The sequence below is a fragment of the Methanoculleus chikugoensis genome (genome assembly GCF_019669965.1).
GTDB classification, from domain to species: domain Archaea; phylum Halobacteriota; class Methanomicrobia; order Methanomicrobiales; family Methanoculleaceae; genus Methanoculleus; species Methanoculleus chikugoensis.
Genome location: NZ_AP019781.1, coordinates 363,213 through 386,556, shown reverse-complemented (window position 1 = coordinate 386,556; position 23,344 = coordinate 363,213). Strand labels below are relative to the sequence as shown.

Sequence of the window (23,344 nt, the reverse complement as noted above, 5' to 3'; positions counted from 1 at the left end):
CTTTATTCCTCCGTAAACTTTGATTTCATACCAAACGGGTTGTACTTCCTGCCTCCACCTTTGTAGAACTTGGTGAAGAACTCAACATAGTGAAGACGAATCGAGTGCAGACCGCCGCCAAGGAGGCCGAGTGCCGTGTTCAGCACGTGCCCCACCAGGAGGACGAGAATGCCGAAGATAACGATGATCACGCCGACCGGGGTGATCGCTTCAAGCTGGGGCTGTATCATCATGCCAATCGCGATGAAGTTGACCACCATCGCGATTGCGACCGAGGATAAGCCCACCGCCACGAGACGGGCGTAGGACAATACGTGACTGATGATCGTCGGAAGTTCGACGACCTCGAGCGGGTTCTCCTGTGCGATCCCGAGGATGCCTGCCACCAGAAGGACGGCTCCCGCCACGGCGGCGGCGTTGAGCCCCATGACGGCGACGGGAAGACCCGTCAGGTCGGGCATCATCGGGATGGCGTAGAACGCCCAGATCATGATGAGGATGCCCCACATGGTGCCGAGCCACCCGGCGTTGGCGATTGCCGCTTTTGTCGCGTGCTTTCCGTGGTAAATCCTCCGGGCGTTGACCATACCGAGGATACGCCCGAGCGTGATGTGCAGGATACCGATCCAGATAGCGACGATCATGAGTTCGGCTACCTGGGGGCCGTGACCGCCCGCGGCTCCTCCGATGTTGAGGTGCCGGGAGAAGATCAGCGCCGGCCACGGGAGCGAGGACCCGAAGATCTCGCTGTAGAGAATCCCGAAGATGATGCTCGATATGCTTGCGTAACTGAGCACCTTGAGAAGCATCCTTCCTTCGTCGCCTTTCACGATCTTCCGGAGCCCGAGACTCAGGGCAAGCAGGATTGCCCCGTATCCCACGTCGCCGAGGATCAGCCCGAAGAAGATGGGAAACACAATGGCTACCATCAGCGTCGGGTCGAGCTCGGAGTACCGCGGCCGCGCGTAGATGTCCATGAGCACCTGGGTCGGTGTGGCGAACGACGGGTTCTCGTACTCCACCGGAACCTTCGCGTCGTCCTCGACTTCCAGTTCCTCGATGTAGATCCTGCCGTTGGTCGCCTTCTCCAGTGCTTCCCGGATCCTGTCCGCCCGGTCGTCGGGCACCCAGCCTTCGGTGATGAAGGTCTCCTCCGTGGTAGCAAACCGCAACGGGGCTTCCGCCCGCTCTACGTCAGCCGTGAGTAGTTCGTCGCATGCTACCAGGAAGTCGGTATGCCTCTCCCGAACTCCTGCAATCTTCTCGTTAATCGCGGCGATCTCGTCACCGATCTTCTGGGCCTCATCGACGTGAACCTTCAGGCAGTCGGCCGGAGCCCCGGTCTCATCCGGGACGGGGATCGCCTGGAACCCGGCGTCGAGAAGCTTCCGCTCGACCTCTTCGCGGTGCTCGTTCTGCACCACGACGACGATCATGTTGCCGGCCACCGTGTCGGAAAAATATTTCTCATGGGGGACGTCGAGATCGACGTCGTGCGCGATGTGCCCGGTAAAGACGGTAAACCGCATATACCCGCGGTAGAGTTCCAGGTCCAGGGGGATCGCGGCAAACGGTTCCAGTTCGCGCGCACGCTGCTCGTGCTCCTTCTGCCGCGCCTCCAGGTGTGATCGTGTTGCGACGAGACCTTCCGCCTCCTTCTGGACGGCGGGAAGATCCGTCTGGATCATCGCCCTGACCTTTGATGCAGGGATCTTCGCCCTGACTTCTACGCTGTCCGGGTCTATCCCGCACGCGTTCTCGATTGCCCTGACCTTGATGAGCGCCGAAGCCGCATCGCTCGCTCCCGGGAGCGGGTGGCCGATGGATAACGCCTCAGGTGCCTCGCTCTCCGGCACGAAGTCCTCGATGTGATAGACGTTGTGCCGGTAGAGTTCCCTGATGACGGTATCAATCTCACCCTTCGGGGCCGCGATGAGCAGCCGGCGCATCCGTTCAGGCCTTAACATGCAGCTGCTCCTTAAATCGCGTAACAATAAAGTCTACAGCTTCTGCAAGGTTCTTGTTCCCTGTTGCTTTCAGCGCCTCTGCGCGCGCTTCACCCTCCTTAATAATCTCTGCATACCTGTTCTGCGCCTGGACCCGCGCCTCGGCAAGACGCTGATTCCTGTACTCTCCGGCATCGTTCTGTGCCTTCCGGACCAGGTTTTCAGCCTCCAGCTCGGCATCCGAGAGGCTTTTCTTCCTCTCCGCCTGCGCATCACGGATCATCGCCTGATACTCTTCTTCAGTCTCCCTGATGCTTTTCAGGACATCGATCTTCATCAAACCCTCCTTCTCACGGCGTATGAATATTTGATGAAATTGAGCATATATTTATTGTTGTTTGTCCGCTGAGGATTTTTCCGCATTCAGATGCTTCACCTTAGCCCCGGGAGGCAGGTTTCCAATCGCGAGACCCCCGGGAACCCCGGCAAGCGAGAGCCCGGAGAACTCCGCCGACGAGCAGAGCAGGTGCTGCTCGGGGTGGGTTCCGCGCCGAATATCGCAGGCTAAAAGGATCGCCGGGGCGACAGAAACGACCATCGAGAGCCGCTTCGAACCCGGATGACCTTTAGGAAGGACAACAAGCGGTATGTGGTAGCGCCGGACAAGCTCGAGCATCAGGTGTGCCTGCTCGATGGGCCCGCCTTCCGGCATGGAGACCGCGACCAGATCGTCGGGGTCGACCGCCTGACAGTATTCGTCGTCCGGGGCCTCGATGAAGAGCGTAAACCGTGAGCCGGCTTTCGCCACAAGCAGAAAAGAGCGTTCTCCCCGGATGATGAGAGGTTCGCCGCCGAGGGGGACGGTGATCACGCTCGCCCCGGCGGGGGATACCCCGGAAGCGCCGTTTTCAGAGTTCTTCGACATCTTCGGACTGGCAACTCGGGCACATCGGCCGCTTACCTATGCCCTTGAACCGCTCGCCGCACTCTTTGCAGCGGTAATTCTTGCCTTTTACTCGCTCGTTGAACTCAATGTCGACTGGTCCACCGACTGTACACATCTGGCATCACCAGGAGAGAGTGGGGGGCAGAGGATAAAACCCTATCGCGGCACCCCGGGCGGGTAGCGGAAGAGAGGGGGTTGGCCCGGCGGAGGGAGCACCGCATTGCCCGGATGCCGTGAGCTATCGCGACCCTAGATGACGACGGTGAAGACCACGAGCGCGATGATGAGCATCACGGCCGCGTGCTTGACGCCCGCCCGGAGCGACCCCTCCCCCATCTGCCCGGCGATCAGGCCGGAGAAGAGCGCCTGGATAAGGCACCCGTGGTAGAGGAGGCGTTCGAAGGTTATGATCGGGGTGTTCCCGAGAGGCACCGGGCCGGCGACCAGATCGCCGGCAGCGAGGGCATTGATCTCGGCGAGCACAGAGAGGAACTGGGTATCGATGACAGCCACGACGAAGAGGAAGACGATGAAGACCAGGTAGACGATGGCGGTGTAGATGAACATCTCGGACCGTCTCTCGCGCTTGAGGTTCTCCGAGATCGCTGCATCGCGGGCTGCGATGTTCAGCACTTCGCCGATATCGCCGGTCATCCGGCTCGCCGTCGTGATCAGGGTGACCACCCGGGCAATGGTGGGGGTGCGTATCCGGACCTCGAACCGGACAAGCGCGTCCTGGACGCTCGCACCCCAATCGATGTCGCGCTGGATCTTCCTGATCTCGTAGGTCAATACACCGAGATCAGCCTTTACGAGGACCTGGATCGCCTGCGCGAGGGTCAGACCCACCTGGTTTATCCCGGAGAGACGGTGCAGGAACTCGGGGATGCTCGCCTCGAGATCCATCACCTTCTTTCTCCAGAGCTGGTGAAAGATGCCGAAGGGAAGGAGGACGATCAGCAACGCCACGATCAGGTGGTCGTCCAGCACGTCGATGAGGATCTCGAGATCGGGATAGGCCGGGGTCGCGAGGAGGGTGAGAAGGACGTACGCGAGCGCGGCCGGCACCGTCACGTAAAACGTCCGGTTCGGCTCGATGAGGAACGCCCGGAGGGGGTGGCGCAGGAAGGATCGGAACGCCTTCATCTTATCGTAGTGCTCCAGTCTCCGGAAAAGCGGCTCGTTTCCGGCCTGCTTATCGACCCGGACGTCGTCGAACTCATGGAGCCATCTTGCCTCCGTATACTTCTCGACCGTCTCGGTCTTGATCGAGACGGCATCGATTGCAAGGATGAAGAAGAGCGATCCGACCGGAACGAGGAGGTAGATGACGATCGAGAGCTGCATCACGGGAGCGCTGCTCACAAAACCCATGACGACCATGACGATGATGAGGAAGAGCGGGGCCGCGACAAAGAGCACCACATACGACTCGGCCGCCATCTGGAGCGTGGAGAGGAAGGTCTTCTGCTCGAACCGGGCATCCTCCTGGTACATCCGCACCCGGGTTTCAAGGAACGCGAGTACGTCCCCCCCGCTCTCGATCACCGAGATGAGATCCTGGACGAACTCCTGCAGTTTCTCCGACGGGGTCGTCTCCTGCAGATTTCTGAGTGCCGTGATCAGGTCGTAGCCGAAGTAGTCGGTGTCCCGGACGACCCGCCTGAACTCGTGAACCACTTCGCCGTAGATCGCCGCGTTCTCGCTGATCGACCGGAATATCGTCACCATCTGTGCGCCGCCCCGGCGCAGGGCATACATGTAGGAGACCGCGTTGTGCAGCAGCAGGTTGATCCGGGTCGCCCGGTTCTTCTTCACGAGAGACGGGTAATACAGGAAGAAGAGATAGGCTGCATCGGCGGCGAGGACGAAGATGACGGCGGTTAGAACGACCTGGAGGATCATGACCGTGGTCCCGGTCAGTGCGAGCGCCGGTATACCGAGACGAAAGATGTTATGGATCCCGATATGGAACTGCGGAAGCGAGAGGAGATTCATCACGAGATATCCTGATGCGGCGCAAAAGAGGCCGAAGAGCCCGGACGCGAGGAATGTGCGCAGGAGGTAGCGGTCAAGCGTAATCCCCATGTTCGCCGCGACGAGGGCGTTGTGGAGGTCGCGGTAGCGCAGGGGATCCCCCTCCACTCTCCGGCGGATGAAGCGGCGGAACTGCACGCAGGAAGGCGGCCTCACCGGATCAACTCACCAAGGTCGTCAAGGGAGGCAAGCACGCGGTCGCGCTGGACCGTCCAGGTCTGGATGATCCGGGCAACCGCCCGGTAGTCCCTGATGCCCTGCTCATGCATCGCAAGCAGGACGGTTCGCCGGATCCGGAGTTCTTCCTCGAGCCGGCTCCGGCTCCAGCCGCGATACTCCATGATCTCGGTAAATATCCGGGATCGCCCGGAATAGGAGAACGTATCGGCCACGGGGTCGTACTCGAAGACCGTGTTCACCTGGAAGTTCCCGGTGAGGGGGTCGATCCCGGTGAGCTCGACGATCTCACGGCACCTTCTCACGCGGTCGCGCCCCCGGTGGGTGAGCGCCTGAACCGATATGACGTCGAGCGCCTGGAGCATGTTCCTCGGCACGTTGAGCGGCTCGCTCCCCAGGCGATGGATTGCCGCATCGACGTCGCTCGCGTGCATCGTGGAGAACGTCGTGTGCCCGGTGTTCATTGCCTGAAAGAGCGTCTGGGCCTCGCTTCCCCTGACCTCCCCGACCAGGATGTACTCGGGGCGCTGCCGCATCGCGGCCTTGAGGAGCTCGAACATCTCGATGACGGTGGTGCCGGTTCCTTCAGCGACGGTATCCCGCGTGACGCTCGCAACCCAGTTCTCGTGGTAGAGCGTGATCTCCCGGGTGTCCTCGATGGAGACGATCTTTGAGAGAGGGGGGATGAAGAGGGCGACCGCGTTGAGTGAGGTGGTCTTTCCCGACGCCGTGCCGCCGACAAAGAGCAGACTCTTGTTGTTCTCAATCGCCATCCAGAAGTAGACGATCTGGTCGATGTCGAAGGTGTTCGATTCGATCAGTTCCACGGGCGTAAACGGCGTCTCGCGGAACTTCCGGATGGTAAACGATGTTCCGCGGGGGGTGACTTCGTTGCCGAACGCAAGCTGCAGCCTCGAGCCGTCGGGGAGGGTCGCGTCCACGAGCGGGCTCCCTATGGAGACGTGCTTGCCCGAACGTTGGGCGAGCGTGATCGCGAGTGAGTTCAAGGCCGGCTCATCGAACCGAATCTTCGTCCTGATGTTCTGATACTTCCGGTGGTAGAGGAAGAGAGGGATCTTCGTGCCGTCGCAGGAGATATCCTCGATCCCGGGATCTCTCATCAGGGCGTCGATACGCGACCAGCCGAGGAAGTTGCGTTCGAGGTAGTAGCGGATCCGGAATATCGAAGTGTCGGGAAGAGCGAGGCCGTACTCCGCGAGCAGGTCCTGTATCTTCCTCGCGAGGACTGCCCGACGGTCGGTGGCCGGGTCGTGATCGTCGAGGATCAGGACGTCACGAAGGTCCGCAAAGAGCCTCTCAAGGAGCTCGTACTCGAGGTCCGAGAGCACCGGCTCGAAGAGAAGGTACTCGACCTGGTTCGTCTCTCTGTTGCGGGCTATCACGACGAGCGCGAGCCCCTCGGTGACCCAGTAACGCTCGAGTTCTTCGTAGGCTGAAGAGAGCTCCGCTTCCGCGAGGAATCCGTGCGCCTCAGGGTTATACTCGCCGGGAGGGACGCCACGTCTCCGGGAACGGAGAACGCGTTCAAGAAAGCGGGCAGCCGGGTTATCGCTCTCCGATATCATCGCGACATCCGCACCTGAAACAGGCCCGTAAAAATCTTCGCAACCCCCGGATTACTGACGGATTTCTGCATGTTCTCTGTGACCCATCTGTTGTGAGTTCCAATCCGGGGTCGCGATGCCCCGGAGCTGCCTGAGATACTAGGGGATGTGGCGGCGAATAGATATAAATATGCTTTTTCTTCGCGATGGCGCCCCTGGGGGGTTATAGATTCTCCGGGTGTTGCGCAGAACCAGAACGCTTTAATCGTTTTCCTTATATAGACAATGTGATATGCACGACGCTCTCCAGGTACGGGTGCCGACGGGTATCGCCTCGCTCGATCCCGTGCTGGAAGGAGGCGTTCCGCCGGGATCGGCGGTGCTGCTCCTCGGGGAGCCTGGTGCCGGCAACGTCGAATTCGTGCAGACGTCGCTCATACGGCTCTCCCGGCTGAAGCGGGACGGGGTGGCCGACGAGCATCTCCTGCTCCCGGAGTGCATCTCGTACGTGACGTTCACCCGGATGCAGGAGGATATCCTGAAGGAGATAGCCCTCTCGTTCAATCCTGCTCTCTATGATCGCCTCGGGAAGGAGATCGTCTTCCACGACCTCTCGGAGCTCTACTTCGACGCCAGTATCGTTCCCCCCGACTGGTATGGGGAGGGAAGCGTTATCGAACGTCTGCAGAAGAAACAGCGCAAAGAAAACGGCGATGTCCTTGCAGAACTCGCCCGGGCGATCGATCAGTGCCCCAGGAACAGCCTAATTATCCTTGATTCGCTCACCGATATCGCGCCGCCGCTCAACGAAGGGAGACGCTGGCATGCATTCATCGCCTTCCTGCGCGGGTTGCAACGCGCCGCAAAGCGCCGGAACACCACGATCTATCTTCTGCTCACGTCCGGCATTCTGGACAGAAGAAGAGAACTTGAGATCGCCGACTGCGTCGACGCCACGATCCTCTTTCGCTGGGAGGAGAGCGGTGCACAGCGCCGGCAGCGGGTTATGTACTTCGAGAAGTTCCGGGGCGTAATGCCCCGCCTCGAGGCCAGGAACCTGGTGAAGTTCGCCGTCTCGATCTCGGCGACGGAGGGATTCGAGGTGCAGAACATCAGGATGGTGGTATAACGGCAAACCGGGTGAGTTTCGGAGTTGAAGGGCTGGACGCGATGCTCTCGGGGGGACTTCTCGAGAAGAGCATCTGCGCGATCGTCGGCACCTACGGCACCGGAAAGACGTCATTCGCTCTCCAGTTCGCATACGAAGGACTCTGCCGTGGCGAGAAGGTGATCTACATCAGCCTCGAAGAACGGGAGGAACTCCTCCAGGCCACCATGGCGCAGAAAGGGTGGGACATGGAGGCCTTCGACGACCGGTTCTACCTTCTCCGGCTGGATCCGACCGACTTCAATCTCGCGGTCAGCAGCATCAAGAGCGAGCTCCCCGCTCTCATCGAGAGCACGGGAGCCTCAAGGGTGATCATCGACCCGATCTCTCTCTTCGAGGGGCTCTTCGAGGACGAGGCCGACAGGCGGCAGGAGATGTTCCGGCTCATCGAGGTGATGCGGGACGAAGACTGCACCCTTGTGCTGACGAGCGAGACCAGCCCGGCAAATCAGTACGGGAGCAGGTACGGCCTCGTGGAGTACCTGGCGGATACGGTGGTTCTCCTCCGGTATGTCCGCTCCCGGGGACTCACCGAGGTGTACCTGGTCCTCGAGGTCGTGAAGATGCGCCGGTCGCCCCATTCCCGGGAGATCAAGCCGTTCGAGATCCTCCAGAACGAGATTATGGTCTACTCGGAGGCGAGTCTGTTCTAATAGCGACGGGCCGAACGCGACCGGCCGAAGGGCGGGAGTGTGAGCACCGTTAGGTGCGGAGGAACGGCGTTAGAAGGGTTGCGATGCTGAGGGCAAGGAACCCCTACAGGGCGGCAAGACGCGCCGGGACGTTGAACGGGTCACCCGCGGGTTTCTGTCAGCACCCCCGCGGCAACAAGCGGATACAGGGCCATGATGACGGCTGCAAAGAGCGCACCCGCCCGGGTCGGGGCCACGATTCCAGAAGAATCACGGCAGGGGATATGGGTTTCTGCCCGGATGTTCCATCCGTCGCTCTTCACGTGAGGTGCATCGCTATCCTTACTGGGCTTCTACCGGCCCTGTATTTAAGGTGGTCTCACGTGAAGCCGCGAAGGACGACTTTCCCAAAGGGTGCGATGGCCCGCAGGGCCGGAGCTTGAGAAACCCGAAAGGTTTCAGACAGGAGTTCGAGCACCGTCAGGTGCGAAGAACGCGAAAAAGTACTATCAACACCTGCCTGGACTTCGCGGCTTCGCGTGAGTTGACGGAGCATCAAGAAGCAAGAGATGATCGGGAGGCCCTCTCAGATCGTGATCCCGACAAGGTGAAGCAGGACCAGAACCAGAGCGCCCGGCAGCCCTCCGAGGGCGCAGATGAGGATCGTCACCAGGTTGATCTGGATATCGGGTGCCCCAAACCAGCTGAGGACATCGAAGTAGTTCAGGAGCCAGAGCGTGATGAGCCCGGCGACGGCGTTGATGACGAGCGTCATGGCCTTCTTCATGAGGTAATAGAGCGCCGCGGCTATCGCTACGGCAAGAAGGATGGCAAGGATCTCTTCCATCATCTATTTACCAATGATCTGCTGGTTATTTAACCGTATTGATGGAATCGTCAGCCGTCCGACGCGTCTTGAGTCATTTCCGAGCCCCCCGATACCCCCGAGCATCTCAAAGACGTTCCCGGAGAGCATCGCCGTCCGGATGGGCTCGACCGGTTCCCCGCCCTCCATCCAGAAGGGGTTCGAGATCTCCACCGAGAAGTCGCCGGAGAACGGGTTCGCGGTATGGGCGCCCACGACGTCGTGGATCCAGATCGCCCGCTCGTCGCCGGGCTCTTTTACCTGCGGGCCGTCGATGAAGAGGTTGTGCACGCCGATCCCGGGGCCTTCGCTCCCGAAACGGACGGCGCTCCCCGTGCTCCCCTCGCCGTAACGGTAACCGGTCTTGAGATCGTAGGCAAACCGCCGCAGCACCCCCTGCTCCACGAAGACCAGGCGGCGGGTCGGGACGCCCTCCGCATCGAAGGCCGTGCTCCCGAGGCCGGGGGCAAACGGGTCGTCGTAGACGGAGAGGCGCTCGTCAAAGACCTGTTCGCCGACCTTGTCCGCAAGGAACGACCGGCCGGCCTTCACGTTCCGCCCGGAGAGGGCCGGGAGGAGAACCTGCCCGAGGAGGCTTGCGGCCGCAACCGGGGAGAGGACGACGTCGTAGCGCCCGGTCTTTATATCGCGGCCCCCGAGGGAGCGGGCGGCAAGCGAAGCAGCCTGTTCGCCGACCGAACGGGCATCGATATCGGCGAGGAACGGGGAGGCGTCGAACTCATAACCCGTGGACTGCTCCCGGATCGTCTCGAGGGAGACCGCCGCCACCGTCCGGTCCATGCCGTAGAAGACGCCGCTCGAGTTCGCGACCGCGAGGTACGACCGGGCGAGATCCGCGCCCCCGCCGACGACCTCCACCGGGTGCTCCGCGGCACCGGAGAGGAGTTCGCCGACCATTCGCGCCGCATCCTCCACCGCGACGACGAGATCCCCGTCGGCCGCGGAAGGGGTGCCCGCGAGATCGGCCGGTTTCGGGAACCCTCCCCACTGCTGCGGGGTGGCGAGCCGGCCGCTCGCGAGCGCCGCGTCCAGGCATTCCTTCCACCGGTCGGGGTCGCTCGTGGCCGAGAACCCGATCCGCCCGTCCTTGACCGTCCGGACGGCCACGTTCCAGGCTTCCGACTCCTCGGCGTTCCCGAGGATCCCTTTCTTGATCTCGGTGGCGACGCTCAGTCCCCGGGCGTAGAAGACCTCGACCTCGTCGGCCCGACGTTCGCCCTCCCGGAGAATCCTCTCGATCAGGTCATCGCCGTTCATTCGCCGCGCCCCCCGATGGTTGCGTTCTCGAGCAGGAGATGAGGCGCGCCGTCGCTGACCGGGACGCTCTGCCCGCCTTTCCCGCAGTATCCCGGGCTCATCTTCCGGTCGTTTCCTATCAGGACGATGTTGTGAAGCGTGGAGAGGATCTCGCCCGAGAGCGAGACGTCCCGGACCATACCGGCCTTCTCACCGTTTTCGATGAAGTAGCCGTACTCCGCGTTGAACTGGAAGACGCCGCGGCCGGGGTCGACCTGCCCGCCCCTCGATCCAATCAGCAGGATGCCGTCCCGGCACTCCTCGAGGATCTCGTCGTAGGCCGCGTCGCCGTTCTCGATGAAGGTGTTGCTCATCCGGACGATCGGCGGCGCTCCGTGCTCCGACCGGGCGTGGCCGGGAACCCCGTTCCCGACCGCCGCGAGGGTCTCGCGGTTGTGGAGATAAGAGGAAAGGATGCCGTCGCGGACGATCTCCGTCCGCTCTACCGCGACGCCCTCGGCGTCAACGGGGATGAACCCGAACTCGGGGAGGGAGGGGTCGTCGACGATGACGAGCCCCGCACAGCCGATACGTTCGCCGATCTTCCCGCCGAGAACCGATGCGCCTTCGCGGACGAGGTCGCCCTCGCTCGCGTGGCCGACCGCTTCGTGGGTGAAGACGCCCGCAAGCTCCGGGTCGAGCACCGCCCGTTTCGTCCCGCCCTTCGGGATCTTCGCGTCGAGCAGGGATACCGCGACCTCGCCCGCTTTCCGGCCGAACTCCTGCTTGTTCCGGAGGTTGAACCCCGTCGTGATGTGGTCGCGTTCGCTCCCCATCTGCATTACTCCGTCTCTGGAAGCGATGGCGACGACCGAGAATCCGGACCGGACGGCCTCGTAAGAGTACTCGTTCCCGCTCGAATCCAGGAACCGGACCGCGTCGATCCCCTCGGTGTAGCGCGCCCGGGTGTTTCCCACGCCGGCAACGCGTGCCGCCTCCTCGATCCCGGCAAGCAGCCGGGTCTTCTCCTCGAGATCGACGTCCCGCGGATCTTCCCCGAGAGGAGGAACCGGGAGCACCCCGCGCGGCGCGTCGGCAAGGTCGAGGTGATCCTCCGTGACGGCCGCAAGACGCGCTGCCGCCTCGACGAGGCGCTCAACCTCGCGTTTCGAATCGATATCGACGTGATCGCGGGTGAGGACGCCCCATCCTTTCGATCCGAGCACCCGGATCACGGCTTTGTCGAAAAATGAAGTGCCCGCGGACTCGACCACCCCGTTGTCGATATCGACCAGGGTGATTTCGCCGCGTACGCACCGGATATCGTAGTAGCGTACTTCAGCCATAACCCATCAGACCATGGAACGCCCGACGTTCGGATCGAAGAGACCGGTCGGGTTGACCGCCAGTTTCCGGAGCTTCGAGAGGAACCCGTCCCGGTTCTCGGGGACGAGCGCGTTCTGAAGGACCTCCTCGATGTGATCGACCGGCACCACCTCGACCATCGTGCGGTAGCGCTCCTCGATCAGAACATCGTCGAGGTTCGACCGCGGGATGATCACCTTCCTGATCCCGGCTTTTGCCGCCGCCTCGATCTTGTAGGTGACCCCGCCGATGGGGAGGACGTCGCCCCGGACCGAGAGAGAGCCGGTCATCGCAACGTCCTGGCGCACCGGGATATTCTCGATGGCGCTGATCACCGCCGTCGCCACGGTCACGGAGGCCGAATCGCCCTCGACACCGCCGTAGGTGCCGATGAACTGGACGTGGATATCCATGTTCCGGATATCCTTCCCTGTGAACTTCTTGATCAGGGCACTGACGTTCGTTATCGATTCCTTGGCGATATCTTTCAGCATACCGGTCGCAATGACCGTGCCGGCCGCTCCCTGGATCGGGGTCACCTCGGCCATGATGGGAAGCACCGAGCCCGAGTCGCTCCCCATCACCGCAAGCCCGTTCACCCGGCCCACCCGGGTGCCCTCGATGACGGTGATGTCGTAGTCGCGGCTCCGCCGGATGTACTCGTCGGAGATCTGGTCCTCGATCGAGCGGGACGCCGATTTCGCGGCGAGGACGTGCTTTGCCGTGGTGAACTCCGCACCCTCCTGCCGGGCGAGGTCGCCCGCCACCCGGATCAGCCCGCCCATGTCACGAAGTTTCAGGGTCAGGTGACCCTTCCGGTTCGAGCGGCGCCGGGCCTCGCGGAGCACCTCCAGCATGGCCGCGCGGTCGAAGTGGGGGATCTTCCCGTCGTTCTTGACCTCCTGCGCGATGAACCGGAGGAACTTCTTCCGGTTCTCCGGGGTGTCCTCCATCGTCTCGCGCATGTAGACCTCGTAGCCGTAGCCCCGGATACGCGACCGGAGCGCCGGGTGCATCCCCTGGATGGCGTCGAGGTTGCCCGCCGCGATCATCACGAACCGGCAGGGAACCGGTTCCGTCCGGACCATCGCGCCGCTCGAGCGCTCGCTCTGGCCGGTGATCGGGAAGGTGCCCTCCTGGAGCGCGGTCAGCAGGTTCTGCTGGGAGTGGGGGGTGAGGGTGTTGATCTCGTCGATGAAGAGCACCCCGCCGTGCGCCCGGTGGATGGCACCTCCCTCGACGCGATCGTGGGACGGCGTCTCAAGCCCGCCGCTCTGGAAGGGGTCGTGCCGGACGTCGCCGAGCAGGGCGCCCGCGTGCGAACCGGTGGCGTCGATGAAGGGCGCCGTGGTGTTCGGGTCGTGGGATATCAGGAGCTTCGGGACCATCGCCTCCTCGCGGGGCATCGAATACTTCAGCGCCATGAAGACGAATGCGGCGGCAATGATGCCCATGAGCCACTGGTAGGTGATGATCGCGTAGCCGATGATACCGATGATGAGGAGCATGATGAGGGTGCTCCGCATCTGGATCTTCTTCCGCGCCTCCACCTTGTGGGCGTTCACGATCTGCTTGCCGCGGCCGGAGGGGACGGTCCTGATGATGGGGTTATTGTTATCCTCGGGGTTCGGGTAGACCAGAATGTCCTGTAGTTCCTCTTTCGGGAGGAGCTCGGCCATCGCCTTCGCCAGCATCGATTTGCCGGTCCCCGGGGTGCCGATCATCATCACGTGCCTGCGCTGGACGGCGGCCTTCCGGATCACCTCGACGGCATGCTCCTGGCCGATGACCTGGTCGATGAGATTCGGGGGTACGTCGATATCCGACGATGCGCTCAGCTCAAGGCCGGAAAAGACATCCGTCTCCTCCAGTTCGTCGTTCGTGAGCTCAATGTTGGGAATTTCTGGTGTTTGCGTCGAATCCATCGTCGAGTTTACCTCTTTGCTGCACTGGTACTTATATAATTTATTCATCCTCGTTCAAATACTTTCTACCAAAGGTGTTTCATGAGAATAATCAGCACGGAACGGTCCCAGGTTCTCGCAGCCCGCGTCGCCGAAAGACTGGGAATCTCACTGGTCGAGACGAAATTCACCCGATTTCCCGACGGGGAACTGTATCTTAAGTGCGGAGAACTGGACGACGAAACCCTGATCGTCAGCAGCATCGTGGACAACGATATGTTCATGCAGACTCTTCTTGCTATCGATGCCGCCGATCATTCGAAGAACACGCTGGTGGTCCCGTATCTCGGCTACTCCCGGCAGGACAAACGTTTCTCCCCGGGCGAACCGATCAGCGCCCGGGCCGTCGCACGGGCCCTCTCGACCGGCATCGAGCGGGTCTACGTCGTCAACATCCACGACCCGGGCGTGCTGAGCCACTTCGGTGTCCCGGCAAAGAACGTCACCATCGCTCCGGCCGTCGGCGGCTACATCGGCGACCTGCGCCTGAAAAATCCCCTGATCCTCGCCCCGGACGAGGGCGCGATCGACTTCGCTTCAGGCGTCGCGGCGGTCGGCGGGTGGGATTGCGATCACCTCGAGAAGACCCGGCTCTCGGGCGAGGAGGTCAGGATCGCCCCGAAGACCATCGATGCGGCCGGCCGGGACGCCGTGATCGTGGACGATATCATATCCACCGGCGGAACCCTCGCGACCGCCGCCTGCATGCTCCGGGAGCAGGGAGCCGCGTCCATCCACGCCGCCTGCGTCCACGGGGTGCTCACGAGCGGCGCCTACACCCGCCTGCGGGCGGCGGGAGTCTCTTCGGTCGTCTCCAGCGACACCTACGAGAACGCCTCAAGTTTCATATCGGCTGCAAGCGCTATCGTCACCGCGATCAAAGAAGATGCTCACCGTTGACGGATCACACCTCGAGGGGGGCGGGCAGATCCTCCGTCTGGCGGTCGCCCTCTCGGCGATCTCCGCCGAACCGGTCACCGTAACGAGGATCCGGCAGAACCGGAAGAACCCCGGGCTCGCTCCCCAGCACATCGCTGCAGTCCGGGCGGTCGCCGGGGCCTCCGACGCGGAATGCACCGGCCTCACACCGGGAAGCCGGGAGATCTCGTTTACCCCCGGCCGAATCCGGCAGGCGGACCTCGCGATCGACCCCGGCACCGCCGGGAGCATACCCCTCATCGTCCAGGCGTGGCTCCCGGTCGCCCTCGCCGCCGGCGGGAGCATCACCGTCTCGGGCGGGACCGAGGTGCCGTGGAGCCCGACCATCGACTACCTGGAGCATGTCTTCGCGCCGGTGCTCCGCCGCGCCGGGGCCTCGATCGAGATTACGGTGCTCGATAGGGGGTATTATCCCCGGGGAGGGGGACGGGTGCGCGTCAGGGTGGAGCCGTCCCGCCCGGCCCCAATCGCGATCCCGGAGGGGGAGGGCTGCGGGATCGTATCCTCTTCGGCCGGCCTCCCCGCGCACGTCGTGGAGCGCCAGGCAACGGCCGCACGCGATCTCCTGAACCGGGAACTCGATCTTCCCTGCACCGCCGTCCTCGACCCCCGCGGGGGCGGGGCGAGCGTCGGGAGTTCGGTCACGGCATGGAGCGGTGCGAAGGGAGCCGTCGCGCTCGGGAGGCGGGGGCTTCCCGCCGAAGAGGTGGGCCGGACGGCGGCACGGGAACTCGCCGGCGAGTGCCGCAGCCCCGGCACGGTCGACGTCCATCTCGCCGACCAGCTCCTCGTCTACCTTGCCCTCTACGGGGGCGAGTACAGCACCCATACCCTCTCGATGCACGCAAAGACCGCAGGCTCTCTCCTCTCCGAGTTCGGGTACGCGATCCGGTGCGAGAAGAACGACATCGTGAGGTTCTCCGCATGACGCTTGTCCTCGACGCCTCGGCCTTTTTTGCGGAGATCCCCCTCGACGGCCCGATCGCGACCACGCCGTCGGTCGTCGCGGAACTCACCGACACCCACGCGAAATGCCGATTCGAGGCTCTTTCGGCTGCGGGGCTCAGGGTTCGGGAGCCGCGCGAGGAAGACCTCTCGCGGGTTGATGCGGCCGCGCTCCGGACGGGAGATGCCGGGGTGCTCTCCGGAACCGACCGGGATATCCTTGCGCTCGCGCTGGAACTCTCGGCCGTCCTCATCACCGACGACTTCGCCGTCCAGAACGTCGCCCACCGTCTCGGCATCGAGACCCGGAGCATCAGGCAACGGCCAGCCCGGCCGATCCGGTGGCGCTACCGGTGCAGCGGGTGCGGGCGGTACTGGAAGGAGCCGGGGGACTGCCCGATCTGCGGCGCATCAATCAAAAGAAAACTTAAATAATCACCCGGATATCTTTTCTTCATGTCCGCGCTCGAAGAACTGATCACGAAGGCAAAAGCGCTCCAGGCAGAAGGGCACACCCCCGGCCAGATCTCCGACGAGCTGGGTCTCTCGATGGAGACGGTCACCTGGCTGCTCACCCAGCAGAAGGGTATGGAGGCGCCAAAAGACGTCCACATCGACTGGGCGGCGGTAGGGAGCCACGGCGTCCTCTTAAACGACATGGCAATGATGATGCTCAAGCGCTTCCTCTACCTGGCGGAAGGAAGCGTCGTACGTGCCGTCGACGACCTTCCCGACACGGTCGTCGGCGTCGCGCCGTCGGGTGCCCCGCTCGCCACCCTCATCGCCGCAGAGGAGGGGCTGAAACTCGCGGTCTACCTCCCGGCGAAGCACAGCCGGAGCGAGACCCCCACCGGATCGCTCTCGGGCACCTTCTCCGCGATCACCGGACAGCGGTGCATCATCGTCGACGATGTCGTCACGACCGGGACGACGCTCTCCGAGACGATTGCGTTCCTCCGGCAGCACGGGGCCACGCCGATGGCGGTCTGGTCGCTCTTCGACAAGCGGGGCGTCCGGGAGGTCGAGGGGGTCCCGGTCCACTCGCTCTTCGTGATATCGAGGCTCGGGTGAACGACACGCCATTTTTTTCGATACGCCCGGATCGCGCTCCGGCGAGAGCGGTGAAACGGATTGCACCCTCTCCGGGGGATCCCGGCGCGTAGCAGCGCTGACGGATGATGCATCACCGCCGTTCGGCCCGGACGTCCGGGGAAGGGCGACCCCCATCGAACGATATATATAGAACCTCTGAACAAACCTAACGAGCAAAGGAGGATTATACAATGCTTGCTGGACAGCCCATCATTATTTTACGGGACAATGTTGAGCGCACTCGCGGATTCGAGGCGCAACGCTCGAATATCATGGCTGCAAAGGCAATTGCAGCCGCCGTTCGGACGACACTCGGTCCCAGGGGAATGGACAAGATGCTGGTCAGCTCCACCGGCGACGTGGTGATCACGAACGATGGGGCAACCATCCTGCACGAGATGTCCGTGCAGCACCCCGGCGGCAAGCTGGTCGTTGAGGTTGCGGAGACCCAGGACGACGAGGTCGGCGACGGCACCACGACCGCGACCGTGCTCGTGGGGTCCCTCATGGAAGAAGCGGAGACGCTGCTCGCCCAGGAGGTTCATCCCACCATCATCGCGAACGGTTACCAGCTCGGCATGGAGAAGGCTCTTTCGATCCTCGAGGACCTGGCCATCGCCATCAGTGCCGACGACCGGGAGAACCTCATCAAACTCGCCGGAACCGCCATGACCGGAAAGTCCATCGAGGCGATCAAGGACCGGATCTCCGGCATCGTGGTGGACGCGGTGCAGCAGGTCGCGACCGAGACCGGCCGGGGCACCTACACCGTGGACGAGGACGATATCAAGATCAAGAAGCAGGTCGGCGACTCGATGGACGACGCCGAACTGATCCGGGGCATCGTCATCGACAAGAAGCGCGTATTCGAGCAGATGCCCGATAAGGTCACGGACGCTAAAGTCGCCCTGCTCGCCCAGCCGCTCGAGATCACGAAGACCCAGGTGAAGTCGAAGATCAAGATCACCTCCTCCGACCAGCTGAAGGCGTTCTCCGAGCAGGAACGCGAGTCCCTCCGGAAACTTGCCGGGCAGATCGTTGCCGCCGGCGCGAACGTCGTCCTCTGCCAGAAGGGGATCGCCGACGCGGTGCAGTACTACCTGGCAAAACACGGCGTCTACGCCGTCGAGGACGTGAAAGAAGAGGATATGAAGTTCGCCGCGAGAGCGCTCTGCGGCACCATCGTCAACAAGCCCGAGGAACTCACCGAGGAGACGCTCGGCCACGCCGAAGCAGCCGAGGAAGTCCCCGACGCCGACCTGACGATCATCTCCGGGTGCGAAAACCCGAAGGCCGTCACGATCCTCCTGCGCGGCACCTCGCAGCTCCTGCTTGACGAACTCGAGCGGGCGGTCTACGACGCGGCCCGGGTCATCCAGGACGCCATCGAGGACGGCAAGTTCGTCGTCGGCGGCGGATCGGTCGAGACCGAACTCCAGATGCGCATCCGCGACTACGCCGCAACCGTCGGCGGCCGGGCCCAGCTTGCCATCGAAGCGTTTGCGAACGCGTTCGAGGTCATCCCGAGAACTCTCGCGGAGAACTCCGGGTTCGACACCATCGACAAGGTCGTCGCACTCCGGAAGGCTCACGCCGACGGCGCGAAGTACGCCGGGCTCAACGTCTACACCGGCGAGATCGTCGACATGTTAGAAGCCGGGGTCATCGAGCCCGAGCGGGTGAAGACCCAGGCGATCAAGAGCGCGACCGAGACGGCCATGCTCCTCGTCCGTGTCGACGACATGATGATCACCCAGACCGGAAAGCCAGCCGCACAATAAGTCATCCGCGCGAAGAGGCCAGGAAGATCCCGCCTTCTTCCTCCGTTATTTCTTCGTCCTGCGGAACGCTCCGTCCGCGACGGAATATCAGCGCCGTATCCGGGTTGAGCCCGAAGGAGAGGAGGGCTGTCTCATACGTGTCGCCCGGCCGCCCGCGGTAGACCAGCACGTCGCCGTCCGGGATAAGGGTGAGTCGACAGAGCATATCTCGATACTATTATAGTCGTAGAGCCTAAATACTCTAGGCTGATTCTGTGCCGAGGTAGTCTAGTCCGGGAAGGCGGTGGCCTCGAAAGCCACTGGTGCCTGGCACCTCGGGAGTTCAAATCTCCCCCTCGGCGTCCGTTTTGAGAGTTCAACGTTCCAAGCAGTCCATCGCAGTTCCCTGTACGCAATGTTAGCAGACAGACCTCTTCAGCATCGCCCGCGCCGGAGTCCTCGGCTCGGCTATCAGGGGTGAAGGAGACGGTTGCCCTTCCGCAGACAGTCAAGACTGAGAACTGAACATGAATGGATGATGAGGTAGGATCTTCCGGGGGTTCCCCGGCGCCTCATCCCCCGAGAGATTCAGACTCCTTTGCCTTATCCTCCCGGGCTCTCCGGCACAGGTCCAGAAACTGTGCACCCGGAGTCCGAAATACCCTGAAACACCGGTACCGCTGCCGGCCGGGGGTATTTCCAAACGATGATATTTATGAACTTGATTAAACTGTATTGATATATGGCACCCCTACCCGGGGCTTCCGCACCGATCAATGGAGATCTCCCGTGTACCGCTGCTTTGACGAATTCGACGATGCTGTCGCCATCCTCGACCGGGACAACACCGTTGTGCGGCTGAACCGATCGTTTCAGGAGACGTTCGGGATCGGCAATGACGCTGCCCGTGGCATGGAGATAGGCGACCTCATCGCCCGCCACCTCGCACCGCTCTTCGAGGAGGGGAACTCTGCCGGGAGGTTAATCGACGCGTTCCGGAACCGGGAGGAGGTGGCGCACGGGGCTTACCGGATGCGAACCTCCAGCGGCGAGGTGTGCCGTTTCTCGCTCTCGTGCCGGGCGATCTCCGGCGAGCCCTGCGCCGGGGAGAGGCTTGTACGGTTCCGGGAGAACACTCCCGGGCGTAAGGAAGAGAGGGCACGGATCAGGGCCGAGTCGGTCTTTGCCACCGTCGGGGAACTGGTGCCCTACGGCCTCTGGGTATGCGGGCCGGACGGCGACGTGCTCTATCTCTCCGCCTCGTTCCTCGAACTGGTGGGAAGGACGATCGAGGAGTGCCGGCACTCCGGATGGCTGGAGTGCATCCCGCTCAAGGATGCTGCGGCAGTGCGCTCCGACTGGAGACGGTGCCTCGATACGGGATGCCGGTGGGATCGCGAGTTAAGGATTCCGGATCCCGACGGGGAATGCCACATCATCCTCTCCCGGGGAGCTCCTGTCCGTGACAGGGACGGGCAGATCGTCTTCTGGGTCGGGATCAACCTCGACATCACCGCGAGAAAACAGGCCGAGCAGCTCACCGCCGTCCGGGCGGCGCAGCAGGCAGCCGTCGCGGACCTCGGCCAGTTCGCTCTTGCAGGGGCCGAACCTCCCGAACTGATGAACGCCGTGGTCCGGGTGGTGGCGGAGCGTCTGGGAGTCGAGTACGCCAAAGTGCTCCGGTACCTGCCCAGAGAAGATCTCTTCATCCTCGAAGCGGCAGTGGGGTTCGGCGGAGTCCAGATCGGTACCGAGAAAGTGAACGGGGGAACCGATTCCCAGGCGGGATACACCCTTCTCTCCCACGAGCCGGTGATCGTCGAAGATTTCGACGCCGAGACGCGGTTCCGGGGCCCGGCCCTTCTGCGGAGGGAGGGTATCGTGAGCGGCATCAGCGTCATTATCCAAGGTGACGAGGCGCCGTACGGGGTGCTCGGCGCCCATACCCGGACCCTGCGCAGGTTCACCCGGGACGACATCAACTTCGTCCAGGCGGCCGCAAACGTTCTGGCACAGGGGATCAAGCGAAAGGCGGCCGAAGAGGCGCTCGGCAAAAGCGAGGAGAAGTTCCGCGAGATAGCACAGCGGAGTTTCGATATGATCTATACCTGCTACTACGACCGGGGGATCACCTACATGTCCCCGGCCGTGACCCGCATCCTCGGCTATGCCCCCGCCGAACTCATCGGCTGCAAGTGCCGTGACTACGTCAGCCCCTTGTCGCTCGCCGAATGGGAGGAGGCACAGAAGAAGATGGCCGGAGGCGAATCGATAGAGGGGCTCGAAGTCGAGTTCCGCCGAAAAGACGGGACGGCGGCCTTCGTCGAGCTGAGCGAATCCCCGATCGTGGAAAACGCAAAGGTAGTCGGCGTCCAGGCGACCGGCAGGGACATCACCGAGCGGAGACAGAATGAACGTCTCCGGCAGCAGGCGTTCGAGCAGATCGAGAGGAACATCGAGCAGTTCGCCGTCCTCGGCGATCACATACGCCAGCCCCTGCAGGTGATCCTCGGCATGGCCGACCTGACCGACGATCCCAGGACGTCGACGGTCATCCACAATCAGGTCGAGCGGATCAACGAGTACATCACGCAGCTGGATCGGGGATGGGTGGAGTCGCGGGAAGTTCGTGCGTTCCTCCGGCGGCACGAACAGGATTGACGTCCGGCCGGATCGTCGCCATCGGCCCACGACAGGCCATACTATGGCTCCGTTTCAAGGAATTGTCGTCCGGCGGCAGGGTGCGCGACCCTGTGCGGGTATCGCACAAATTGATGGGACCTGCGGATCCGGCTACCGGTTTTATGCAACTGCCCGGGAAACACCTAAGGTACCTATGCCGGGCAACATGAACAAAGGTATATCGGCACGCTTCATGAACGGCGCCATCCCCGCCGCTCTCCTCGCCGCCGTGCGGTCAGGGCGGCCGCTCATCCATCACATCACGAACAGCGTCACGATCAACGACTGCGCGAACATAACCATCTGCACCGGGGCCGCCCCGGTGATGGCAGAGGCGCCCGAGGAGGTCGCCGAGATGGTCGCCGCCGCCGGCGCCCTCGTCCTGAACATCGGGACGCTCTCCGCTACGCAGGTCGATGCCATGCTGATTGCCGGGCGCCGGGCAAACGAACTCGGCATCCCGGTCGTCCTCGACCCGGTCGGCGTCGGGGCAACCCGGTTCCGCACCGAGACCGCCCAAAGAATCCTCGACACCCTCGATGTCGCCGTCCTGAAGGGCAACGCCGGGGAGATCGGTGTCCTTGCCGGGACGGGCGGGAGCGTCCGGGGTGTGGACTCCGGCGGAATTGCAGGAGATCCCATCGAGACGGCGCGGGAGTGCGCCCACCTCACGGGAACCGTCGTGTCGATGACGGGGGCGGTCGACGTGGTTACCGACGATAGCAGGGTCTTCCTCGTCAGGAACGGCAACCCGGCGATGGACCGCCTCTCGGGGACGGGGTGCATGGCCTCCTCGATCACCGCGGCGTTCGTCGCGGTCGCGGACGATTATGCAGTCGCGTCGGCCGCGGCGCTCGCGGCCTTCGGCCGGGCGGGAGAAAGGGCCGCACTTGAGGCACGCGGCCCCTACTCGTTCAGGACGGCGCTCTTCGACGAACTTGCCGCCCTCACCCCCGACGACCTTGCCGGGCACGCGCGGATCGAGGAGCGGTAATGGCATATGATCTCTACGTGATCACCGACGAGGGGATCGGCCAAGGGCGATCCCACGCGGAACTTGCCGCCCGCGCCGTCGCCGGCGGCGCGGACGCGATCCAGCTCCGCGACAAGACCCTCTCAGGCCGGGATCTCTTCACGGCGGCTTCCACCATCCGCGAGATCGCCTCCGATGCCGGGGCGCTCTTCATCGTGAACGACCGCCTGGACGTCGCTCTCGCGGCGGGTGCCGACGGGGTTCACCTCGGCGAGAGCGATCTCCCCATCGGAGAGGCGCGACGGCTTGCACCGCCGGGGTTCATCATCGGGGCATCGGTCGGGTCGGTGGCGACGGCGATCCGCGCCGCGGCGGAGGGGGCCGACTATCTCGCCCTCAGCCCGACGTTTGCGACCGGATCGAAGGACGACGCAGGCCCGGGGCACGGGCTCGCGACGCTCGCGGAGATCCGGACCGCGGTCGCCCTCCCCCTCGTCGCGATAGGCGGGATCACCGCGAAAAACGTCGCTGACGTCATCGCCGCGGGAGCGGACGGGGTCGCGGTGATCTCGGCGGTCGTCGGACAGGACGACGTCACCGCCGCCGCCAGGGATCTCCGCGCCCGGATCGTCGCCGCAAAAGCAAACCAGCATTAATCCATCGTCCCGGCCACCGGAGAAGCAGGCGTTCGCTGGTGGAAGGCCGCCCGCCACCGGCCCTCGGCCCGGGCATACACCGTCGATACGAAGAGTATCTGCCCGCCGAAGGAGACAGTATACGCGAGGACGGCGCTCTCCTCCCCGAGGGGCACGACCCTCGGATCCATGATGGCGTACTCCGGAAGTTCGTTGGGGTTCTCCACGAGATCGCGGAGGATCCCTTCCCTGTCCAGGATGCCCCGGGGACTGACGACAAGGGCCTCCGGCGCGAGATAATCACGGTAGAACTCCACGTTCCGGGTGTCGGCAGCCTCCCAGGCCCGCTTCTCGATATCCAGCAGAGCCGCTAACAGATCTTCCATAAAGAGCACG

22 protein-coding genes and 1 tRNA gene are annotated in these 23,344 nt (G+C 63.1%); 12 read left to right on the top strand and 11 right to left on the bottom strand.

Annotated elements, in window-relative coordinates; translation table 11 throughout:
- Positions 1-2 precede the first annotated feature (2 nt).
- Genes MchiMG62_RS02060 through MchiMG62_RS02050 form a run of 3 tightly spaced genes read right to left on the bottom strand, consistent with a single transcriptional unit; the run spans position 3 to position 2,817 of the window.
- Entirely contained in the window at positions 3-1,967 is a 1,965-nt protein-coding gene (locus MchiMG62_RS02060; protein ID WP_221057675.1) for a V-type ATP synthase subunit I, read from the bottom strand.
- Positions 1,954-2,283 (bottom strand): V-type ATPase subunit subunit G family protein, encoded by a 330-nt coding sequence (locus MchiMG62_RS02055; RefSeq protein ID WP_054848085.1) that lies wholly within the window; start codon positions 2,281-2,283, stop codon positions 1,954-1,956. Before MchiMG62_RS02055 ends, MchiMG62_RS02060 begins: the two co-directional genes overlap by 14 nt.
- 51 nt (positions 2,284-2,334) lie before the next feature.
- Positions 2,335-2,817 (bottom strand): alpha/beta hydrolase, encoded by a 483-nt coding sequence (locus MchiMG62_RS02050; RefSeq protein ID WP_244987761.1) that lies wholly within the window; start codon positions 2,815-2,817, stop codon positions 2,335-2,337.
- Between MchiMG62_RS02050 and MchiMG62_RS02045 the strand changes: the two genes are divergently transcribed.
- Positions 2,810-3,073: a hypothetical protein gene (locus tag MchiMG62_RS02045; protein ID WP_221058797.1), complete on the top strand. Its 264-nt coding sequence runs from the start codon at positions 2,810-2,812 to the stop codon at positions 3,071-3,073. The two genes, MchiMG62_RS02050 and MchiMG62_RS02045, sit on opposite strands and share 8 nt — an antisense overlap.
- Before the next feature lie 68 nt (positions 3,074-3,141).
- Here MchiMG62_RS02045 and MchiMG62_RS02040 read toward each other — a convergent pair whose 3' ends face one another.
- Together MchiMG62_RS02040 and MchiMG62_RS02035 are read right to left on the bottom strand one after the other, a co-directional pair.
- Positions 3,142-5,067, bottom strand: coding sequence for a type II secretion system F family protein (locus MchiMG62_RS02040; protein WP_221057673.1), 1,926 nt, complete (start codon positions 5,065-5,067; stop codon positions 3,142-3,144).
- 14 nt (positions 5,068-5,081) lie between these two features.
- Positions 5,082-6,692: a type II/IV secretion system ATPase subunit gene (locus MchiMG62_RS02035; RefSeq protein WP_221057672.1), complete on the bottom strand. Its 1,611-nt coding sequence runs from the start codon at positions 6,690-6,692 to the stop codon at positions 5,082-5,084.
- A gap of 271 nt (positions 6,693-6,963) precedes the next feature.
- Between MchiMG62_RS02035 and MchiMG62_RS02030 the strand changes: the two genes are divergently transcribed.
- Entirely contained in the window at positions 6,964-7,800 is an 837-nt protein-coding gene (locus tag MchiMG62_RS02030; RefSeq protein ID WP_221057671.1) for an RAD55 family ATPase, read from the top strand.
- A gap of 41 nt (positions 7,801-7,841) precedes the next feature.
- Positions 7,842-8,492, top strand: coding sequence for a KaiC domain-containing protein (locus tag MchiMG62_RS02025; protein ID WP_244987837.1), 651 nt, complete (start codon positions 7,842-7,844; stop codon positions 8,490-8,492).
- A 565-nt stretch (positions 8,493-9,057) separates the two neighbouring features.
- Here MchiMG62_RS02025 and MchiMG62_RS02020 read toward each other — a convergent pair.
- From MchiMG62_RS02020 to lonB, 4 genes are read right to left on the bottom strand one after another with little or no spacing between them, the layout of a single operon-like run.
- A complete protein-coding gene (locus tag MchiMG62_RS02020) occupies positions 9,058-9,321 on the bottom strand; it encodes a pro-sigmaK processing inhibitor BofA family protein (protein ID WP_221057670.1) in 264 nt (87 codons plus the stop codon).
- The gene (locus MchiMG62_RS02015) at positions 9,322-10,614 is read right to left on the bottom strand and encodes a TldD/PmbA family protein (RefSeq protein ID WP_221057669.1); all 1,293 of its coding nucleotides are present in this window, start codon (positions 10,612-10,614) and stop codon (positions 9,322-9,324) included.
- Entirely contained in the window at positions 10,611-11,939 is a 1,329-nt protein-coding gene (locus MchiMG62_RS02010) for a TldD/PmbA family protein (RefSeq protein ID WP_221057668.1), read from the bottom strand. Before MchiMG62_RS02010 ends, MchiMG62_RS02015 begins: the two co-directional genes overlap by 4 nt.
- Before the next feature lie 6 nt (positions 11,940-11,945).
- Positions 11,946-13,883: an ATP-dependent protease LonB gene (gene lonB / locus MchiMG62_RS02005; RefSeq protein ID WP_221057667.1), complete on the bottom strand. Its 1,938-nt coding sequence runs from the start codon at positions 13,881-13,883 to the stop codon at positions 11,946-11,948.
- Between the two features lie 81 nt (positions 13,884-13,964).
- Here lonB and MchiMG62_RS02000 point away from each other — a divergent pair, with 81 nt between their 5' ends.
- From MchiMG62_RS02000 to thsA, 5 genes are all read left to right on the top strand, one after another.
- Positions 13,965-14,822 carry a ribose-phosphate diphosphokinase gene (locus tag MchiMG62_RS02000; RefSeq protein WP_221057666.1) on the top strand — a complete coding sequence of 286 codons (858 nt, stop codon included), beginning with the start codon at positions 13,965-13,967 and terminating at the stop codon, positions 14,820-14,822.
- Positions 14,809-15,789 carry an RNA 3'-terminal phosphate cyclase gene (gene rtcA, locus MchiMG62_RS01995; RefSeq protein ID WP_221057665.1) on the top strand — a complete coding sequence of 327 codons (981 nt, stop codon included), beginning with the start codon at positions 14,809-14,811 and terminating at the stop codon, positions 15,787-15,789. The genes MchiMG62_RS02000 and rtcA overlap by 14 nt, the downstream gene beginning before the upstream one ends.
- Entirely contained in the window at positions 15,786-16,241 is a 456-nt protein-coding gene (locus tag MchiMG62_RS01990; protein WP_221057664.1) for an NOB1 family endonuclease, read from the top strand. The genes rtcA and MchiMG62_RS01990 overlap by 4 nt, the downstream gene beginning before the upstream one ends.
- Before the next feature lie 21 nt (positions 16,242-16,262).
- Positions 16,263-16,877 carry an orotate phosphoribosyltransferase-like protein gene (locus MchiMG62_RS01985; protein ID WP_221057663.1) on the top strand — a complete coding sequence of 205 codons (615 nt, stop codon included), beginning with the start codon at positions 16,263-16,265 and terminating at the stop codon, positions 16,875-16,877.
- A 212-nt stretch (positions 16,878-17,089) separates the two neighbouring features.
- Positions 17,090-18,679, top strand: coding sequence for a thermosome subunit alpha (gene thsA, locus MchiMG62_RS01980; RefSeq protein ID WP_221057662.1), 1,590 nt, complete (start codon positions 17,090-17,092; stop codon positions 18,677-18,679).
- A gap of 1 nt (position 18,680) precedes the next feature.
- Here the strand turns inward: thsA and MchiMG62_RS01975 are convergent, their stop codons facing one another.
- Entirely contained in the window at positions 18,681-18,884 is a 204-nt protein-coding gene (locus MchiMG62_RS01975) for a hypothetical protein (protein ID WP_054848379.1), read from the bottom strand.
- Between the two features lie 51 nt (positions 18,885-18,935).
- On the opposite strand from MchiMG62_RS01975, the gene MchiMG62_RS01970 reads away from it, so the two are divergent.
- The 4 genes from MchiMG62_RS01970 to thiE all read left to right on the top strand — a co-directional run bounded on the left by MchiMG62_RS01970 (position 18,936) and on the right by thiE (position 22,969).
- A tRNA-Ser gene (locus MchiMG62_RS01970) sits at positions 18,936-19,020 on the top strand.
- A 427-nt stretch (positions 19,021-19,447) separates the two neighbouring features.
- Positions 19,448-21,319 (top strand): PAS domain S-box protein, encoded by a 1,872-nt coding sequence (locus tag MchiMG62_RS01965; RefSeq protein WP_221057661.1) that lies wholly within the window; start codon positions 19,448-19,450, stop codon positions 21,317-21,319.
- Between the two features lie 214 nt (positions 21,320-21,533).
- Entirely contained in the window at positions 21,534-22,334 is an 801-nt protein-coding gene (thiM, locus tag MchiMG62_RS01960; RefSeq protein WP_244987760.1) for a hydroxyethylthiazole kinase, read from the top strand.
- Positions 22,334-22,969: a thiamine phosphate synthase gene (gene thiE, locus MchiMG62_RS01955; protein ID WP_221057659.1), complete on the top strand. Its 636-nt coding sequence runs from the start codon at positions 22,334-22,336 to the stop codon at positions 22,967-22,969. The genes thiM and thiE overlap by 1 nt, the downstream gene beginning before the upstream one ends.
- Here thiE and MchiMG62_RS01950 read toward each other — a convergent pair.
- Positions 22,966-23,334 carry a nuclear transport factor 2 family protein gene (locus MchiMG62_RS01950; protein WP_221057658.1) on the bottom strand — a complete coding sequence of 123 codons (369 nt, stop codon included), beginning with the start codon at positions 23,332-23,334 and terminating at the stop codon, positions 22,966-22,968. The two genes, thiE and MchiMG62_RS01950, sit on opposite strands and share 4 nt — an antisense overlap.
- Positions 23,335-23,344 lie beyond the last annotated feature (10 nt).

Coding starts and splice junctions, on each gene's coding strand:
- MchiMG62_RS02060 (WP_221057675.1), bottom strand. CDS start 1,967: ATGTTAAGGCCTGAACGGATGCGCCGGCTGCTCATCGCGGCCCCGAAG.
- MchiMG62_RS02055 (WP_054848085.1), bottom strand. CDS start 2,283: ATGAAGATCGATGTCCTGAAAAGCATCAGGGAGACTGAAGAAGAGTAT.
- MchiMG62_RS02035 (WP_221057672.1), bottom strand. CDS start 6,692: ATGATATCGGAGAGCGATAACCCGGCTGCCCGCTTTCTTGAACGCGTT.
- MchiMG62_RS02030 (WP_221057671.1), top strand. CDS start 6,964: ATGCACGACGCTCTCCAGGTACGGGTGCCGACGGGTATCGCCTCGCTC.
- MchiMG62_RS02025 (WP_244987837.1), top strand. CDS start 7,842: ATGCTCTCGGGGGGACTTCTCGAGAAGAGCATCTGCGCGATCGTCGGC.
- MchiMG62_RS02020 (WP_221057670.1), bottom strand. CDS start 9,321: ATGATGGAAGAGATCCTTGCCATCCTTCTTGCCGTAGCGATAGCCGCG.
- MchiMG62_RS02015 (WP_221057669.1), bottom strand. CDS start 10,614: ATGAACGGCGATGACCTGATCGAGAGGATTCTCCGGGAGGGCGAACGT.
- MchiMG62_RS02010 (WP_221057668.1), bottom strand. CDS start 11,939: ATGGCTGAAGTACGCTACTACGATATCCGGTGCGTACGCGGCGAAATC.
- lonB (WP_221057667.1), bottom strand. CDS start 13,883: ATGGATTCGACGCAAACACCAGAAATTCCCAACATTGAGCTCACGAAC.
- MchiMG62_RS02000 (WP_221057666.1), top strand. CDS start 13,965: ATGAGAATAATCAGCACGGAACGGTCCCAGGTTCTCGCAGCCCGCGTC.
- rtcA (WP_221057665.1), top strand. CDS start 14,809: ATGCTCACCGTTGACGGATCACACCTCGAGGGGGGCGGGCAGATCCTC.
- MchiMG62_RS01990 (WP_221057664.1), top strand. CDS start 15,786: ATGACGCTTGTCCTCGACGCCTCGGCCTTTTTTGCGGAGATCCCCCTC.
- MchiMG62_RS01985 (WP_221057663.1), top strand. CDS start 16,263: ATGTCCGCGCTCGAAGAACTGATCACGAAGGCAAAAGCGCTCCAGGCA.
- thsA (WP_221057662.1), top strand. CDS start 17,090: ATGCTTGCTGGACAGCCCATCATTATTTTACGGGACAATGTTGAGCGC.
- MchiMG62_RS01975 (WP_054848379.1), bottom strand. CDS start 18,884: ATGCTCTGTCGACTCACCCTTATCCCGGACGGCGACGTGCTGGTCTAC.
- thiM (WP_244987760.1), top strand. CDS start 21,534: ATGAACGGCGCCATCCCCGCCGCTCTCCTCGCCGCCGTGCGGTCAGGG.
- thiE (WP_221057659.1), top strand. CDS start 22,334: ATGGCATATGATCTCTACGTGATCACCGACGAGGGGATCGGCCAAGGG.
- MchiMG62_RS01950 (WP_221057658.1), bottom strand. CDS start 23,334: ATGGAAGATCTGTTAGCGGCTCTGCTGGATATCGAGAAGCGGGCCTGG.